14 protein-coding genes are annotated in these 18,767 nt (G+C 42.2%); 7 read left to right on the top strand and 7 right to left on the bottom strand.

From position 1 onward, the window contains the following. Window positions 1-106: 106 nt before the first annotated feature. Both ACDJ58_RS15445 and ACDJ58_RS15450 read right to left on the bottom strand, forming a co-directional pair. On the bottom strand, window positions 107-2,410 hold the full coding sequence (locus tag ACDJ58_RS15445; protein ID WP_413379378.1) for a copper amine oxidase N-terminal domain-containing protein: 2,304 nt from the start codon (window positions 2,408-2,410) through the stop codon (window positions 107-109). Window positions 2,411-2,710: 300 nt separating this feature from the next. Beyond that, window positions 2,711-3,466, bottom strand: coding sequence for an alpha/beta fold hydrolase (locus tag ACDJ58_RS15450; RefSeq protein ID WP_413379380.1), 756 nt, complete (start codon window positions 3,464-3,466; stop codon window positions 2,711-2,713). Window positions 3,467-3,854: 388 nt separating this feature from the next. Between ACDJ58_RS15450 and ACDJ58_RS15455 the strand changes: the two genes are divergently transcribed. The 5 genes from ACDJ58_RS15455 to ACDJ58_RS15475 all read left to right on the top strand — a co-directional run bounded on the left by ACDJ58_RS15455 (window position 3,855) and on the right by ACDJ58_RS15475 (window position 7,193). Further along, window positions 3,855-4,145 carry a hypothetical protein gene (locus ACDJ58_RS15455; protein WP_413379382.1) on the top strand — a complete coding sequence of 97 codons (291 nt, stop codon included), beginning with the start codon at window positions 3,855-3,857 and terminating at the stop codon, window positions 4,143-4,145. Then, window positions 4,132-4,698 (top strand): class I SAM-dependent methyltransferase, encoded by a 567-nt coding sequence (locus ACDJ58_RS15460; RefSeq protein ID WP_413379384.1) that lies wholly within the window; start codon window positions 4,132-4,134, stop codon window positions 4,696-4,698. Before ACDJ58_RS15455 ends, ACDJ58_RS15460 begins: the two co-directional genes overlap by 14 nt. A gap of 90 nt (window positions 4,699-4,788) precedes the next feature. Further along, entirely contained in the window at window positions 4,789-5,469 is a 681-nt protein-coding gene (locus ACDJ58_RS15465; protein WP_413379386.1) for a response regulator, read from the top strand. After that, window positions 5,462-6,562, top strand: coding sequence for a sensor histidine kinase (locus tag ACDJ58_RS15470; protein ID WP_413379388.1), 1,101 nt, complete (start codon window positions 5,462-5,464; stop codon window positions 6,560-6,562). Before ACDJ58_RS15465 ends, ACDJ58_RS15470 begins: the two co-directional genes overlap by 8 nt. A 19-nt stretch (window positions 6,563-6,581) precedes the next feature. Further along, entirely contained in the window at window positions 6,582-7,193 is a 612-nt protein-coding gene (locus tag ACDJ58_RS15475) for a class I SAM-dependent methyltransferase (RefSeq protein ID WP_413379682.1), read from the top strand. 382 nt (window positions 7,194-7,575) lie between these two features. Here ACDJ58_RS15475 and ACDJ58_RS15480 read toward each other — a convergent pair whose 3' ends face one another. The 4 genes from ACDJ58_RS15480 to ACDJ58_RS15495 form a co-directional block, all read right to left on the bottom strand. Further along, entirely contained in the window at window positions 7,576-7,971 is a 396-nt protein-coding gene (locus ACDJ58_RS15480) for a VOC family protein (protein ID WP_413379390.1), read from the bottom strand. Between the two features lie 405 nt (window positions 7,972-8,376). Continuing rightward, entirely contained in the window at window positions 8,377-9,747 is a 1,371-nt protein-coding gene (locus ACDJ58_RS15485) for an MATE family efflux transporter (RefSeq protein ID WP_413379392.1), read from the bottom strand. A 1,271-nt stretch (window positions 9,748-11,018) separates the two neighbouring features. Then, window positions 11,019-12,317: an NCS2 family permease gene (locus ACDJ58_RS15490; RefSeq protein WP_413379394.1), complete on the bottom strand. Its 1,299-nt coding sequence runs from the start codon at window positions 12,315-12,317 to the stop codon at window positions 11,019-11,021. Between the two features lie 446 nt (window positions 12,318-12,763). Then, a complete protein-coding gene (locus tag ACDJ58_RS15495) occupies window positions 12,764-13,564 on the bottom strand; it encodes a GNAT family N-acetyltransferase (protein WP_413371766.1) in 801 nt (266 codons plus the stop codon). Between the two features lie 166 nt (window positions 13,565-13,730). Between ACDJ58_RS15495 and ACDJ58_RS15500 the strand changes: the two genes are divergently transcribed. Continuing rightward, window positions 13,731-14,132 carry a VOC family protein gene (locus ACDJ58_RS15500; RefSeq protein ID WP_413371767.1) on the top strand — a complete coding sequence of 134 codons (402 nt, stop codon included), beginning with the start codon at window positions 13,731-13,733 and terminating at the stop codon, window positions 14,130-14,132. Between the two features lie 435 nt (window positions 14,133-14,567). Then, window positions 14,568-15,935 (top strand): MFS transporter, encoded by a 1,368-nt coding sequence (locus ACDJ58_RS15505; protein WP_413371768.1) that lies wholly within the window; start codon window positions 14,568-14,570, stop codon window positions 15,933-15,935. A gap of 429 nt (window positions 15,936-16,364) precedes the next feature. Here ACDJ58_RS15505 and ACDJ58_RS15510 read toward each other — a convergent pair whose 3' ends face one another. After that, the gene (locus tag ACDJ58_RS15510; RefSeq protein WP_413371769.1) at window positions 16,365-18,485 is read right to left on the bottom strand and encodes a discoidin domain-containing protein; all 2,121 of its coding nucleotides are present in this window, start codon (window positions 18,483-18,485) and stop codon (window positions 16,365-16,367) included. Between the last annotated feature and the right edge of the window lie 282 nt (window positions 18,486-18,767).

The raw sequence follows: 18,767 nt of genomic DNA on the forward strand, positions 1-18,767 counted from the left end.
TATTGCCCCGTTATAAGAAAAGACTCCTTACGGAGTCCCTTCTTTAGATAGTTAATACGCCAGCCAAACCATTCGTTCCCGCTCTAGCTTATGAGAGACAACTTCATCACTTCTCCGATGGAAGCGGTGTAAATAGCAGATTGACCGGCAGGTTGCTTCCTGGCGCGGCAGAGAAAAGAATCGTTACGCTCTCTCCATATGCCCCTGTGCGGTAAAGAACGCTTTGTTCACTTGAATTGCTAACAGCAACGTTACCTTCGGCAATGGATACAACCTGATTGTTCACTAGAGCAACTCCTGAGTACTTCCCTCCACGAGGGTTAAATGAGATTAACGTACGTGGAGCCACATTGCTCAACGTGATTTTGTACAATACGCCAAAATTACCCGCGTTGGATGCGTCTGTGTAAGCCATTGGATCTGTTCCAACCAGATTGGGATCGCTTGCGTTATCACCCAGTGGCAGACGAGCTGGTTTGGCTCCCACTTGCTGATCATACGTTATGATACGAGTCGCATTCGGGTACGTTCCACGGTTGTGCACACCGTCACGATCAAGCACAGGCAGCATTGGTAAAGCCTCGAACGGATCTTTATTTTCTTCGACCAGGATAACGTTATAGTCCAGGGAATAATCACTATAAGCATCCGAATAGAGTGAGATCACTTGTCCTTCTTTCATCGGAGTTTTATTTAGTTCGGTCAAAATCAGTTTGCTTTCTCCAGGTTGAATAACCTCTTTCTTCTGATCGGCTCCGGTCTGAATCGATTTGAACCATTTATCAATCGACAATTTCCCAGCTACGGTAGCATACGGTGTAGGCCCAGCAAAGCCCATATTTTGTTGTTCGAATACTACCGGATTTGGGTTGTTATTGGTTGCAATAACATACATTTTCACTCTTTTTCCTGTATTGTTCACGTGGTGAATCATGAACCGGGTCTGCCCCGAAGATGATTCTTTGTACACGATGCCTTCCGTATTAACCGTTTCAGGACTGTTACTGCGGATCAGCAGACTTGGTTCATCCGTGTAGGTATAAGGCAATTTTTCCATGGAAGTTACTTCGCCACCGTTAAAGGTAAATTTCTGTCCTACCGGCGTGAAGAGTAAATTGAAATCGGAAAATGAATATAATGTCTCATTGGTTATGGTTATAACTTTGGAGTACGTGTTCGTCGCGCCGTGATTGTCAGTAACAGTGAGTGTCACCGTTTTGGGACCGGGTTCAAAGAAGGCCAGCGAATTGTTTTCCCATACCGTTTTATCAATACTGTTTTCATCATCTGTACTTTGATCAATGTATATTATTTTTTCACCCATTTTATATTGTTCCTTGTCTGTGGTGAACATGGCTACAGGAGGAAGATTAGGACTCAAAACTTGAATCGTCATCGAATAGGGATCGCTCCATTGACCGTTGGAATCCTGTACTTGATATGAAATCGTATATGTACCCGCTTGATCAAACGATTCCTGACGACCTGTCCAGCGTTCGTCTAGGATATCCAGACCATTTGGAGAACTGGAAGAAGTCACATAGTCCACCTTATCGCCCGCAAAAATTTCCTTTTGGGAAATCACAAAGCTTGCAATGGGTTTAGTATTCAGATTCAACACAACCGTTTTAGCAGACTGATTCACTTTATAGGTGATGTTCAGAGCTTGAGTAATGGAAGTTAAAGGCACCATGAACGTATTTTTTTGCTGATAAGCAGGGCCTTTCATCGTTCTGGACTCTCCATTTACGGTATAGACCGTGCTGTTGGTTTTGAATCGGAGCTCATTATCACCACTGATGATGATGGTTTCCTTGGTTTTGTTATCGTATTTGACCCCGTATCCCACACGGTCCACCAGTGCACGGATCGCAACATAGGATACGCCGTTCTTTACAGTCATTGGCTGGCCAGCAAGATACGTTTTCCCATCCTGCTCCATTTTGTTGCTATTCATGTACAACGTCAGATTGCCGCCTGCTGCTACGGCAGAATTTCCATCAATGGATGGTTGCTCTATTTGAGCAGGCGTAGCTGGCGTTTCAACATCCTCAGTGGATCCTTCCTGAATCGTAGTAGACCCCGTACTCGTTTTGTTTGTTGTCGTCTCTCCCCCATCTATGGCGGGTTTCTCGATATCTGTTTTAGGTGTTGCCTCAGTGTCTGTCAAAGTTCCGCTTTCTTTTACTTTAGTGGACGGAGTACTGCTGGATGCGTTACTGCTACCCGTTTTCACTTCACTCTCTGCAATCGGCTGCTCTTTCTTCAGCACCTCAACCGATTCTACTTTTGCTGTGTTTACTGAAGCTGTGTCATCTTGCGGTGCTGATTGCGCATTCACAGAACCGACTGCAAATGCTTGAAAAACGGCTAAAGCGGTAAAAATGGACAATTTCTTCTTCATATTCATGCTTTGTCTTTGGCTCCTTCTGCTCCCAAGTAATTGTTATCCTCTCAAAAAGTCATACTATTAGACGCTTGGTTTAGGAAAAAGTTTCTAGCAAACTTGTAAATTATGGATCAAGTGCAGCAATTTTTCAATGGAAATACTATTCATTTAACAAGAATGATACGTATTTTTAATTTACAGCTTTTGTTCCTCCCTACTAAACTCTTCACGTTCTCCGGTAATCGGGACACGAACTTGTTCCGATAAAACAAAAAAGCCACTTAAATAGCGACTTTCAAAGGTGTATTCTCGTACCGGTTCTCACCTGTGACAAAACTGTCGAATGTTATTTGCTAGTTTTTCCGCATGAGTAAGGACAAGCATATGATCGGCCCCTTTGATTTCGGCAAACCTAATCGCAGGTACACGCTTGAAGTGCTCGGCGATCTTATACATATCCGGCCATTCTATTGTTCCTTGTATAAATAACGTACTTGCTGCAATTTTCTCTAAACGTTCAATCGAAGGCGGCTCTGGCCAAAGGATCTCAAAGCTTCTCCACTCGGTAAATACCCTTGCCATGTAGTGAGCATGCATTTCACTCAGAAAACTCCGATGGGGGCTAGCCATCGTAACCCGATAGATGGGTCCGGCTAAAGACAACTCCACAAGTTTTGAAATATCGGGAGCGGCCGCATTCACCGATGCAATATATGTGGTGAATTCTTGCGAATATGCAAATCCCGTTAATGAAGGGGCAATCACCACTAGCCGCTCAACCATGGAAGGATATGATAACGTAAAATCAGTCGCGACTTGCCCACCGATAGAATGGCCAACAAGTGTGACACGATCTAGTCCAAGATGTTCGAGAAGTTTGCGCAAATCCTCCACGAGTGAATTCGGTTCTTGTATAGCAGGAGAGCGGCCGGTTCCTCGACCATCGAAGGTAATGATCTTGAATGATTTTGCCAGTTCAGGCACCATATACCTCCACACCCTTGAGTCGACACCTCCCGAGTGAATCATGACAATCGGGACTCCATTCCCTTCGATTTCGTAAAAAAGTTCCACCATGTCCCCTCCTTATTATGGAAATATTTTCTTTATTATAATTTTAATGGTGATTGAGCGCGCTGTCTATATTAAAAAAGATATCTAGAAAATCCCTCTCAAGTTACTGCAATGGGCCTTCATATATCCAGAAATATGATTAAGCTGCAAGGTGGTACGTTAACATTAAATCACACGAACAACATTATTATTTTGACTGTGCCACTTGATCACCGCTCCAGAATATATCCACTTTATCAAGTCTTGCAAGTAAGTTGGTAAGGCTTTTTGTCTTGAACGTAGTTATTTGGCTTTGCTTATGTATTCTTTAGATTTTCTTCAGAAATATGCTCATTAATTCCTTAGTTTTTTTCATTATGATTTCTGTATCGACACGAGAGGAGGCAAAACAATGATCAGTAATACAATCTTAGAGTTACTTCATCAGTATGGAAATCTGATTTTTTATTTTGCCTTCTCGTTAGGGCCATTCGGAATTCCAATTCCGAATGAGATCACGATGATCAGCGGTGCCATTTTGAGCCACACGGGTGTTATCAATTCATGGATCACATACTTCTGTATTCTAGCGGGAACCTACTTCGGCGGTCCATTCTATCTACGCTTCATTTATTACATGTCTACTGGTTTTGATAACATACCATCACATATATGGAGGAACCACAAAAATGAATTCCAATGAACCTATTTTATTTCTGAAAAGCTTTCTTCAAAGCCCTAAACATGTTGGCAGCATCATACCCAGTTCCCGGTTTCTCGCCAACAAAATGGTGAACCAAGCGCCTTGGCTAGAAGTAAAAGCAGTCGCCGAACTCGGTTCGGGTACAGGTGCCATCACTCGTTATATTCATCAACAGGCAAAAGATTGGACCAAAGTGTTATTGTTTGAGATGAACGAGACGATGAGGAATAATCTGAAAACTGAATACCCAACATTCCCCTGTTATCCAGATGCCTCTCGATTAGTGGAATCCATGAAGCAAGAAGGTGTTGAGCAACTGGACTGTGTATTTAGCGGGTTGCCTTTCTTCAACTTTGAGTCTGAATTGAGAAATACTTTGGTAGACCAGATCCATAAGGCACTCAAACCTGGGGGGTTATTCATCGCCTTTCAATATTCACTTCAAATGAAAAAAACATTATCCGAACACTTTATCATCGAAAAAATAGAATTGGTGCCTTTGAATATCCCCCCTGCGTTCGTTTATGTCTGTCGCAAAAAGGAAACAATTTAAACATTCTGGGCTATAGTTCACACTGATGGTATCCTCTTTATAAGGATTTAAAATTTTATTTAAAACAGGTCATAAAAGGAGTGTTGAATCATGAGTACCGTTCTCGTTGTTGATGATGAACCCGATATCCGAGATGTCATTCATGTCTATTTACGTAACGAAGGATATCAGGTCATTGAAGCAGCCAATGGTGAGGAAGCGCTAAATATTATCAAAACAACATCGGTCCAACTCGTAATACTGGATGTCATGATGCCCATCATGGACGGAATTAAAGCCTGCTTCAAAATAAGAGAAGTATCAACCACTCCCATTATTATGTTATCCGCCAAGGAAGAAGACATTGATAAAATCACGGGCCTGACTACCGGGGCTGACGATTACATGGTCAAACCGTTTAATCCGCTAGAATTGCTGGCTCGCGTTAAAGCTCAGTTACGACGTCAAACACTGATTGGCAAAGCCGAATTCAATTCACTTATCCTGATCAAGGACCTTGTCATTGATACAAGTAAACATTCTGTGAAGTTAAAAGAGAATGACATTCCACTAACTCCACTGGAGTTTTCCATTCTGGTGTTGCTTGCCAGCCATCCCGGACAAGTATTTAGCTCCGAGAAGATTTACGAAACCGTATGGAAAGAGCCTTTTGGATATTCGGATAATACGGTGATGGTCCATATTCGTAATCTACGAGAGAAACTGGAAGTGAATCCACGAGAACCTCAGTATATTAAAACGGTGTGGGGAGTGGGCTATAAAATTGACTGATTTATCTAACCCATCACATCGAAATCGAAAGAAAAAAATTCAGATCAACATTTTGATCCGAATTATTTTGAGCACTATTGCTGCAGCTGGCTTTAATAATATGCTCATTTTCCTTTCTATAGATGTTTTTAAAGCTTGGGAACAGGCCTGGTTCCGTAATTCGCTTCCGTATGTAATTACACCGATTTTTATAGTGATTTTTATCATAACCTTTCTGTTATTAACACGTCGAATGGTTAAAGATATCATTCACTTAGAGCAGGGGCTTCAATTCATATCTGAAGGTAATCTGGACTACCGGGTGCCTGTAGTTCGGCAAGATGAACTGGGGCGAGTCGCTTCCAACATTAATCACATGACTGAACAGTTGCAACTGCAGATGTTCAAGGAGCGCGAGCTGGAGAAATCCAAGATGGACATGATCACGGGCATCTCACATGACCTGCGCACACCGCTTACTAGCATAATCGGCTATATTGAGCTTCTTAGAACAGATTCCTTTCAAGACAAAGCAGAGTATGACCGGTTTATTCAGAATACCTATAACAAAGCAACGCATTTGAAGAAGTTGCTCGATGATTTATTTGAATACACGCGTCTAACCTCAGTGGACACCCAATTGGATCTGAAAAAGATTGATCTATATCAACTTCTGGACCAGTTGTTGTTTGAATTTGAACCTTTAGCTCAGGAGAATGGTATTCACATCGAGAAAGAGATTGGTGATGCCCCAATCATGGCCTGCGTGGATAGTGATAAGATTGCTCGGGCCATCGATAATCTTCTCATAAACGCCCTAAAGTATTCTTTTAAGCCTGGTACGATTCACATTCGAATGAACATGCGTCATGAACACATTACCATTGAAGTCGAAAATAAAGGGACGCCGCTCACAATAGAGCAAAAAAACAAACTGTTTGATCGCTTTTATAAGGTTGATTACTCAAGGAGCAGCGAAGGCATTCAATCGGGGTCTGGTCTGGGTCTATCGATTGCAAGAAATATTGCGGAGTTACATCAAGGTACCTTGACACTTCAACATACTCATAACGTATTTACGTTCCAGTTAAGCTTGCCTTCCAACATCCAGTGAAACATCAATGAATTCAACAATGGAGGATACAGCATTGAAAACATCCGAACCTCTTCTTTTCCTGCAAGGATTTCTGAAGAACCCCAAACGAGTAGGAAGTGTCCTGCCCAGTTCAAAATTTCTGGCCAATAAAATCGTCCAGTCTGTACGATGGGATGAAGTTAGAACCGTTGCAGAGCTGGGTCCAGGTACAGGTGCCATCACACGTCTCATGAGAGCACACTTACCGAAATCTGCAACCGTGTTTTTATTTGAGAGAGACCCAAAAATGAGAAGTAATCTGAAGAAAAAATATCCTGAATTCATGTTCCATTCGAATGCGTCCTATTTATTGAAAAGAATCAATCAAGAACATGTTCATCAGTTGGATTGCATCATTTGCGGACTACCGTTTTTTAATTTTTCCAGAGAAATGAGACAAAACCTCCTGTCGCAGATCAATACAGCGCTCCGACCTGGAGGCATGTTAGTGTTATACCAGCACTCACTTCATATGAAGAAACGGTTGGCTGAGCTATTCGATATTGAGTATATTCAATTTGAGCCCTTCAGCCTCCCTCCTGTTTTTGTGTATATTTGTCGCAAAAAGGAAGATGAGGGACACAGTGAAACGAGGGAATTGGGCATATAGTGTTTTGGAATACGAGAAATTTGTACAGCCTTCATTGATATCTCTCCTATCCTTTATTTGGGACAGTTATTACACCGCCTGAACTACAGTCTATTAAGTCAATCCCCTGATTTTTCATTTTCTTGCATAAATAATAAGAGTCTCTGGTGTATTTCTCTCTCTACTTTACACTCCGTGGTGAAGTAAACTTCTCTTTGCTTTGAACCCTTCCCGTTTACAATGGCAGAGCAGTTCTCCCAGTTCAGATCCTCAATGTTTAACCTCTCGACCTCTCCAATTCGGCAGCAACTAAAACAATTAATTCTAGTTTGCTTCTAATGGGAGTTTTTAGACTATGGATTCAACTAGCGTTTCTCGTTAGTTCAATGCGCAAACTTAATATCTATGACAATTGCTGCGCAATCTCCCAGACATGTCCTGCCGGATCTGTGAAGGTAGCAGTGCGCACACCCCACGGACGGTCCACTGGACCATGAAGTAGAGCAACGCCTCGTATATTTAATTCCTTACATACTGCATCTACATCATCCACCCGAATGGTAAACTGGAAACGAGATCCGGATTCTCGGCTTGCGACTGTTCCAGGATGGATCAGACCGTACGCCTCGGAAATATTCAGGAGGTTAATGCTCATATTTCCAAAGTTGAATACCGTAGACACATCGTCTTCATATACGGCGTAAACACCAAATACTTCTTGATAGAACGCCCACGCCCTTTGCAAATCCTCCACAAACAAGGTAATCACATCAACATTCATAGAACCTAAATTCTTCATACGTACACCCCTTCACATTCAGATTAATTTAAAACACAAGCTTTTGTACCAGTTCGTCCTTTTGGCGCAGGTGATGGACAAAATGCATACCTACCAAATCGAGCCACTCGCGCGCGTTGAGCCACCCAAAGCCGTCATGTCTTCGCTTTTGTATGACTCAATTAGCTCGGTACAATTCAAATAGTCACATCTCTTTATCCGAATATATACTCCATATTACCATGCAACAAAAAATGTATTTTTTTCTATTGTTAAGTCAAGGATGTTCTTTAGTGATCCTTGATAAAGGATCACTACAACTGCATATTTACATATCATTTTCTCCAGTGCAGGTTAAGGAGCATCAGCTCGATCGCTCTTCAATCTTTATTTATTGACTCCTTTCTTCTGGATCAGTCAACATATTCAAGATTTAGTCGATTTATCTTTTAAAAGCTTTTTGATGGTAACTCCAAATAAAACACAGCAAGTAAGTGCAGCACATAAATCTGCAATGGGCTCAGCAATAATAACTGCATCAGTTTTCGGACTAATAAAATTAGGGAGCAAGAGTACTAATGGAATAAGCAGAATAATTTTTCGCAAAATCGCGATGAATATAGAAACTCTAGCTTGTCCCAAAGCAATAAAGACCTGTTGAAAGGCTAATTGAATACCATAAATACACGTTCCCAAGAAAAATATTTTCATTAGTCTAGCCGTCAAAACAATAAGCTCTAGATCATTGGTAAACATGTTAATGGGTAGCTGCGGTATAAAAATGGCTATGCCCCACATCAACAAGCCTATAGTAGCGCAAATAATACTACAATATAAAATTGTGGATTTCACTCGTGAAAAATCGCGAGCTCCGTAGTTATAGCTAATGATTGGTTGTGCGCCCTGTGCAAAACTGGACAGCATCAGCCCAAATATTTGCATCAGTGTTCCCAAAATCCCCATAGCCGCAACATACATATCACCACCATATCTAGCGAGAGACGTGTTAAATACAATTTGAATTAAACTTTCCGTCGACAGCATAATGAATGGAGAAAGCCCCAACATAAGAACGCTTGTCGCTTGTTTAAGGTTGATGCGCATATTGGATAAGCGTAAGCGCAAAAAGGCACGTTTGGACGTTAAAAAGCCTAAAACCCAAATCGCCGAAATAAATTGTGCAATAACAGTAGCCCAAGCTGCACCCTTAATGCCCAAATTCATCCCAAAAATAAAAATGGCGTCGAGGATGATGTTCACAACCGCACCAACACATACTGTGAGCATGGCTGTTTTAGCATATCCTTGTGCTGCAATAAATGGATTCAATCCCAGAGAAATGAGTACTCCCAATGTACCAAAAAGGTAAATGTCTAGAAAATCATTGGCGAACGGCAATGTTTCATGGCTTGCACCAAATAGTGTTAAGAATGGTGACTTAAAGAGAAGAAACACAGTTGTTATTATTATAGATGCCATTAGTAGCATAGAAAAACAACTACCTAGTAATTCTTCCGCTTTTTTATGTTCTCCTTCGCCCATTTTTATAGAAGCTAGAGGAGCTCCACCGGTTCCAAATAGAGCTGCAAAAGCTGAAATCAACATAATTATCGGAAAAGACACACCTATAGCCGATAAGGCTAGCGTTCCACTCTCTTCCATTCTGCCGAGGAACATCCGATCAACTACACTATACATGGCATTGATCAACTGAGCTATGACGGCAGGAGTAGCTAACCAAAAAATTAGCTTGGGAATACTTTCGTTCGCAAAACGGTAATTTATTCGATTTTTCATTACAGTTGACACCTTCTTTTTGATCTTTAAAAAATGTTAAAAATGTTACTGATGCTAACGAAGCCAATATCACTCTTCGGTTTGAGTTCTCTCCTTCTCCAATGAAAGTAGTAAAACTGCCTTTCTAAGGATATGGTGAAATTCCATTCCTTTAAATAAAACGCTAACTATGTTGTTAGCTGAACTGTGCAGTGGAATATACACTTTTCTGCCTTGCTGTGATCATTATTCCGTTGGCTGCACTCCAGTAACGTACGGCGAATGAAGTTCAGGTGTGAGATGAGTATCCTCAAAAAGATAGATGGGAATCCCGTGTTATTCAATGGTTAAAGCTGCCTCCATTATTCTCGTTCTAATTGTTCATGAAGTTCAGTGTCCAGAAATGTTAGATTCGAATCAACAAATACAGATTAACACAATAAACCTCGATGTAAAACATCGATTTTAACACCTCTATTTCGCGCCTCATAGCCCTTAAAAGGCATGGTTAACCCCTATATACTGGTATAGTGATATGAATAGTTATACGATGAAATGGAGCGTCTACAAAATAAATACTCCATAGCATTTCAAGCACTCTGGTACCAACGAGGCGGGAACAAAAACCAATTCACACCGTAACATCTGAATACACTTCTGCGAAATATCCAAAAGGTGACGGTGTTACAAACAATGTGGGATTAGGCGATACTAAGAGAAGTTTAATATTGATGTCAAAACTGACTGGGTCAACGATGAGTACGATACCAAATTGAATTTGGCTATAGCATAGAACGATCTTCCCGACGTGTTTAGTGTTAATCCATCACAATTGAGGCAGTTGGTCGAAGCTGATATGGTGATGGACCTTACCGATGGCTTTGATCAACACGTAACGTAAAGCGGCAGCCGAAAGCATTGTGCTTCTGAAAAACGAAAACGCCATTCTCCCGCTGCAGCCGGAATCGATTTCGTCGATGGCCGTGATTGGCCGGTTTGCCAAAAGCCCAGAATTCAAGGGGCGGGCAGATGTTTACTCCTGGCCCGAGCAACAATTCCGTGTTCCAAGAGGAGCCTATCGCATATCCTGTTGGGTAACAGGTCGCGGGAACATTTTCTGTCGTGATGCCCATTTCTTCATCACTGTTCGTTTTACGGATCCCGTTTGTTCATTCCCCGAAATGATGTGCTACCCGTAAATGGCATGAATAGATTACGTTGAGTCTAAATGTGATGTAAAAAAGGAGAACTGCTGTATACAAGCAGTTCTCCTTTTTATTAAAGCGTTTCTCTCAGTGATCCAGGAATACAAGCTGAATGAAGAATAATACCGCAAAAATGTAGAATATCGGATGAACATCCTTGCCCTTTCCGCGAAGCAGCTTGAGTACCGGATAGAAAATGAAGCCTACGCCGATGCCTGTCGCAATACTGTGCGTCAACGGAGTAAGTATGATTATCAGGAAAGCAGGAAATGTTTCTTCGAGATCCTTCCAATTGATTTTGCTGATTACGCTAATCATAAAGTAACCAACAATAATCAATGCCGGAGAAGTGATCGCCGGGATACCTGATATCACACTTACGATAGGTGTAAAGAACAAAGTAAGACCAAGCAGTACACTTACCGTTACCGCCGTCAGTCCTGTTCTTCCTCCTGCAGCCACCCCTGTGCTGGACTCGATATAAGCCGATGTTGGGCTCGTTCCGAGCAAAGCTCCAGTGGTAGTCCCTACGGCATCAGCCAATAGGGCGCCGCGTGAGCGGGGAAATTTACCTTCCTTCAGAAGTCCCGCTTGTTCAGCAACTCCGAGCATCGTCCCCGTCGTATCAAACAGTGTGATCAACAGGAAAGTAAATATGATGGTATACAAGCCATTAGAGAAAACGCCTGCCAAATCCAGTTGGAAGGCCGTTGTTGTGAGGCCTTGCGGCATGGATACAATCGATTCCGGCATTTGAAATAGTCCCATAATCCAGGCAAGTATCGCTGTTACCACCATTCCGATGAACAGATAACCTTTTACATTGTAAGACATAAGCACCACAGTGATAATCAAACCGATAATGGTCAGGTAAGTCATAGGCTCTGCCAAGTTCCCGATCGTAATCAAATTTGATTCTGAATCGGCAATAATCCCGGCATTTTGCAGGCCTACCGTTGTAATAAACAATCCGATCCCTGCTGTTATCGCGTGCTTAAGGCTCGCAGGAATGGCATCAAGCAGCATGTAACGAAATGAAGTAAGCGATAAAATAATAAACAAAAGCCCTGCTATAAATACCGCTCCTAGTGCAACCTGCCAAGATACACCATATCCAGCAACTACACTATAGGCAAAGAATGCATTCAGACCCATACCAGGCGCTATGACAATCGGATAATTGGACCCGATTCCCATAATCAGCGTCGCCACAATACTTGCCAACACCGTAGCAATGAATACGCCGTTAAAGTCCATCCCCGTACTGCTGAGTATTCCTGGGTTTACAATCACTATGTATACCATCGTGAAAAATGTCGTAATCCCTGCGATGATCTCTGTTGATACAGTCGTGCCTCTTTCTTTTAGTTTGAACCAATTGTCCATGATTAAAGCCAGCCTCCAACTTTCAAATTATTCACCAAAGCTAAAAACAAAAAAAAATCCTAATCATCGTAATAGGATTGTAATATTATCGCTCCTATATTCGTCATTAGGATTAAAAAGCTAAGATTCTAAACCAATGATAAGGATACTCATATCTGCTTTACCCTGATGCCCCTTTCGAATTTTAATAAATATAACACTCATTGTCAACGAATTAACGTATTGTTCACAGTTGTTTACGAACTATATTGAGATGATATTAAGTATTCATTCGTTTTTTTAGAACAGGCTATACTGAATCCAGACCACAATTAGCATATTATAGATTAAATGTTTTTACATACGGCGATAAAAGAAAACGCTGACATACGGCAAACGAAGCCCATCCTTTAAATGCTTATATCGATAAAACAAAAAAGCCGCTAAAATAGCGACTTTAAATGGGACTAAATTTTTGTCTTAGATAAAGTAAAATTGACAATAAAAAGTTCCATTGTTGTTTGGTAACCCAAGCCTTCATATAAGTGAACAGCAGGCAAGTTATTTGCTAATACGCCCAGATAGACATCTGGTGAATTTTTTTTACCGAGGTGTGTCAATTCACTTGTTAGGCGTTTAGCTAATCCTCTTCCTCTGTAATCTAACCTGGTAACAATGTTCCCAAGCTCTACTAGCTGAGGGTCATAAAAATGGTAGCCTCCTACAGCTATGAAATCTTCCCCTTCCTTAATTCCAAGAAAAGGATAATTCTCTAACTCACTCCTTGTGAAAAACCTCATTTCCCCAGTATGTAAAAAATCAATTACCTTAGAATAATCATTTTCATTTATCTTTTTTGCAATGTTAGATTCAAGGAGTTTCGATTCATCCTGATGTTTCATAGTTAAAAAACGTTGAGGAATTCCTTTGATGAGACCGAAGGATTGAAAAAGTTCAAGGTCCCGTTGACAGAGTATCGTGCCACATACAGCACTTTCGTCAAGTTTGATAGTTTCTCTTGTAAAAGCAATTAGTTCTGGAAAAAAGATATCACGATCTTCAACTCGGAAGAAAGAAAATGCAGGAAAGGATAGTTCGCTAAAATAAGCTAATACGGCTGTAAGTTGGCTATTAAAAAATTGACAAATATATTGGGCCTTATCCTTACGTTGAGTTAAATAACTATAGAAAAGCAGATTCTGTTCTGTATTAATGTGAGGCAATAATTTAATAATTGTATCGTGAATAAGCAATCGATGCGAAAGCATTTTAACACCTCTCTATCTATAATTTCTATTCTAATGGATAAGGCGCATAGACATAAAGGGAAATTTTGAACGAATACTTACAGATCTCTTTTATAAAATTCGCTTCTGCTTCCAGAAGTAGAGTATAGTAGGCGTAGTAAAAAATATATTCCAGGAGGTTACAACCATGCCACAGGATATCTGGATTAACCTGCCAGTCAAAGATGTTGAGAGGTCAACTGCCTTTTTCAATGAGATTGGATTCCATGCGGTGAGCGTTGGTAACGAGAGAGCAAAGCTTTCCATAGGTCAAACAACGATTCTGCTATTCCCGGAGTCAGCGTTTGAAAAATTTACAGGTTCAAAAACAGCAGATACTTCCCATAGCGCAGAAGTAATATTTTCCATTGGTGCTGAGAGCAAAGAAGAAGTAGATGCCTTCATTCAAAAAGTGGAGTTTGCCGGAGGAAACATCTTTGGCAAACCGAGTGAAATCGACGGCTGGATGTACGGTGCAGGATTTGCCGACCTGGACGGTCACCGCTGGAACCTGCTTTACATGGATGAGAGCAAAATGCCGAGAAAATAAGTGAAAACGCCGGTCACCTGTTAAGGTCACCGGCGTTCCTCCTATAGTCTCATATCGTAATTAAATCAATATCGTGACTTGGACGGAAAAATTCGTAGGTTGATTGCTTTTACCCAAGAACTCACTACAAATCTGGTTAATTTCCTGTTTTCACCGAATCTATTGAATAATACAATACTCTTTTCGCCTTATAGGAATTTGCAAAACCATATATATGAGAAATATTTTCGATGTGTTGATCTTTATTCTTTCAACTAATCTCCTTACTTCTTTTAACAGGATATGATAAAATTGTATTGATTTATTTTTTAATTTCACATATTTGGAGGCGTATTATATCATGCGGCAAAACAATTCTGTAAGGGTACAATATTTGGGGGAAGACGCATAATTGACCCTATAAACTGCGATTCCCCTTCATCTTAAAGGGGTTATATGGAAGTGCTACATCGAAATGAAGTTCACGCGTCACGATTCATCCTTTGGCTGAGCATTTTAACATTTTTCAGCGTTATGAACGAAACCATGTTTAACGTAACATTGCCGGATATTGCCGCTTATTTTGATATTCCACCGTCGGCGGCAAATTGGACCAATACCTGCTTCTCGCTATCCTTCGCCATTGGCATCGCTGTGTACGGCAAGATATCGGAACATATAGGTATGAGGAAGTTGCTGTTATTCGGTATTCTGATCTACGGTTTCGGTTCGATTGCCGGCCTATTGTGTCATACCTGGTATCCGGGCGTTCTGATCGCGCGTTTTTTTCAGGGAGTTGGCGCTTCGGCAGTTCCATCGCTTATTATGGTGATCATCGTCAAGATTGTCGAACCGGGAAAACAGGGCAAGGCGTTCGGCCTGATTGGCTCTGTGGTTGCATTTGGCGAGGGGATCGGCCCGGTCATCGGAGGTGCGATTTCCGACTATATTCATTGGTCCTTGTTATTCGCACTGCCCTTGCTGTCGCTGCTAGCCCTTCCTTTCGTACTACGGACTCTGCCCGACGAGACTTCGGAAAGAAAATCATTCGATATTACCGGGGCCATTCTGCTATCCGTCGGCATTCTCTCGTTTGCGCTGTTCACGACGCTTTACCATTGGATTTACCTCACTGCGAGTCTGGTTCTGTTCGGGCTTCTCGCTCTTCATATCCGCCGGCAACAGGCACCGTTTCTGGAACCGTTCCTATTTCGGAAGAAAAGGTATATTGCTGGTGTGCTCACCGGTGCCTTGCTGCTCGGCACGGTCGCCGGTTTCTTTTCCATGGTGCCTTATTTGATGAGAGCGGTGTACCATATGCCGACTGGCCTCATCGGAAGCGCCATTCTGTTCCCGGGCACATTAAGTGTCATCTTGTTCGGGATGCTCGGCGGGATGCTGGCTGACCGCCGGGGCCATATCGCCGGGATGTTGTCCGGGCTTGGCATGATTGTCGCCGGTTTTCTGATCGTACTCTTCTATACGGATCGAGCGCCTTGGCTTATTACAGGTTCGATGATCCTGACGTTTGGAGGTCTTTCGTTTGTAAAAACTGTCATTTCGGCAAGTGTCGCCAAGACGCTCGAGCCGGATGAAGCAGGTTCCGGAATGGGCATGCTCAACTTCGCCTGTTTCCTTGCCGAAGGTATTGGCATTGCCGGTGTGGGCGGACTGCTGACGAAGTCGTGGCTAAACTCCCCCCTAATCGCGACCGTAACCAGTCAAGCAGCCGTGCTTTACAGCAATATGATGCTGATATTTATTGCGCTCGTCACGTTTGGCGGCCTCCTGTTCGCCCTGTCGTACAAGCGCAATCGTCAATGATTTACTGCTCTAGGGATTTTCTGGAGCTTCATTAATTAGAACATGAAGCCTCCAAGTCCATTTTCAATATCATCCATATTAGACACTCCACATGTGGTGGCTTCTACTCTCAACTCAACTCTCCGCTGTATCAGTATGTGCGATACACACACCGTGCTATCTGTAACGGCAAGTTTTTGGGCCATCCTTTTGCAGGATGGCCCTTTCTTTAATCTCGCTTTGTTCGACTAACGTTTCCCGTTAGCTTAATGCCAATATGATTTCAGACTTGTATTAACTTAACCTAAATTCACATCTCGAAGCGACTTAACCTCCTGAAGCAACCAGCATGTAGAGCAGTCATTCACAGCGTGGGATTTGCCTACACATGGCCAGGATCGATTTCAGAAGAAACTAAACGACCAAGGTTATTAATCATAACTATAGGAATTATTGCGCCGGTCCGTATACCTCAAATTCCCAAATTGAATACCCATAAATCGTTGCCCGGGCGGTTCCGTACATACGAACATAACGAGCTTCCACTTCGTTAAAAGTAATCCTCTCTAAACCACCTTTGCCGTTTGTGGTGCTATAAACGTCCCTCCAATTCGCCTCCTGGTTTGGATCGTCAGTTACCTGTATGCGATAACTTTTACCGTAAGCAGCCTCCCAGTACAACCTGACTTCATTGATCTTTTTGGTTTCTCCAAGATCCACATAAATCCAGCCTGGGTCCACTCCGCGCTTTGAACCAAAGCGGGTTGTTAAGTTTCCGTCGGTCACATAAGGTGCGGTGTTCTCAACCCCGTCATTGGATGAAGCTACCGCTGGACGATGGAGCGCCAAATTAGTTAAGGGAAGCGGCTCATTATTCTGAACCGGCTTAATCGTTACTCCGCTGTAATGCTCTTTATTTAGGAAATTCATCTCTTGTAGCGTACGTGCAGGGGTACTGCTACCAGGCATATAGACATTCTCAAACGTCAAATCAGAGATCATGGCTCCTTCCAATCCTTTAATCTTGGCAAAGCTTTCCCCTGCGTCACGCACCATAATATCTTTCACTGTGACTCCTCGAATGGGTCCCACTCCATGGTTGCCACCATTAACCGTGAACAGGGTCATCCAGGCACTATTGTCTTCGTTACTTCCACTGATGTCCTCGACATCCATCGATTCAAACCTCACATCACTGACGATTCCGGTCCCATATTTATGATGGATAGCGAAGCCCACTGCGGCTTTATAAACGACTCCGTTTCTGAATACAATATTAGATTGATCCTGCATAACGCCTTGACCAATCTTGTACCCATAGCATAATGTCCACGCTATCGTATCCTCGAATAACACATTTTGAACCGGTTCTGGATTTCCCGGCCAAGGTACTTTACCTGAAGCGATGTCAGTGTCCTCTTTCCAGGCTTTCGTAGAAAATGGATCATCCAAGGAAATACCGATCGCATTTTGTACAACTACGTCCTGGGATTCGCAAATATCAATGCCGTCATTCTCTCCCATTCCCAGACTGTTGAACAATTTCAAATTCGTGAAGGTTAGATCATTAGAGCGAACCGTAACAACGGCCCAGCCCGATGATTCCCTTATAAGGATACCATCCATGACAAAATTGGAAGTGGCAATTGGAACAACCAGATTATTGATCATTCCTTTACCATTGGTAGTCTTATTATCGTGCAAGGCTTGCCCGTTTCCGTCGAGCGTCCCCCGTCCATATATCCGGATATTTTCGGATTGGAAAGCAGTTGAGATCCACCAGGTAGCTGGCCTACCCATGGAATCCTTAAACCAGTGCTCCTTATAATCAACTGTTTTACCTGTACCAATGAACGTTGCTCCGGGTTCCATATAGACTGCTGTATTACTTTTCAATACCAGATTGCCAATGTAATAGGTTCCGGCCGGTATATAGACAATGCCTTGTCTACCGTCTCCTTGAAGAGTACCGTACTGGCTGGCATCATCAATCGCTTGCTGAATTGAAGCCGTTCTTGTGGATACTCCGGATCCTGGTGTGCCTGAGGTCACCACATGATATGGTGCGGTTGTAACATTAAAAATGCCGTCCCCACTTGAGGCGGGAACATCAGTCTCCATCGGATCTGCAGCAATGACCATGCGCGTTTGACGATTATTCATCGTTACGATCAGGTATTCGTCAGATTGTGTTGTGAAGGTAATCGTTTTTCCCTCTATCTTGTCAGCTTGTATACCGAGCTTCTTTGGACTTATGGAATATTCATGCACTTTATCGGTATTTAAAATCGTTAATTCATACGTAACAGGCCCTTCCGACATGGAAAAATGTGCATAGTCATAGTCACTGAATCCTTTGACAACCGGTATAACCACCCCGTTCGCTTTCAGAGTATAGTTGGCCGAGTTGGAATAGCGCACTGATGGTTGATAAGTGTGAATTGTAGCTGGTGCCAAGCGAGTTCCTTCCGGAGTACCTAGTCCAGATTGGGCATTCGAGGTAAGTGTAAAAATGGTAGCAACTAACATCAACCCCAGAGTAGAGCATAAAAATTTTCTAATCATTGTCATCACATTTGCCTCCTTAATCTTTTTTTGAAAGCCCTTTCATATTAAAATGGATGGAAATTGCAGTCCGACCGGCATGCAATTTCTCCCAGCACAATCATTATAAACTTCATCTGAAAATCAGATAATGAGGGTAATTCCACAAAAAGGGCAGATTACACACATTAATTAAATACACAAAGTATAACTCGCCTTCCACTGTGAGAGGTGAGTTATACTCATATTAATTAAGTGAGCATCTGCCCTGAAAGGGAATTATTGATTAACACGATATGTCCTTTTGTA

It is taken from the genome of Paenibacillus taichungensis, assembly GCF_047302525.1.
GTDB classification, from domain to species: Bacteria; Bacillota; Bacilli; order Paenibacillales; family Paenibacillaceae; genus Paenibacillus; species Paenibacillus taichungensis_B.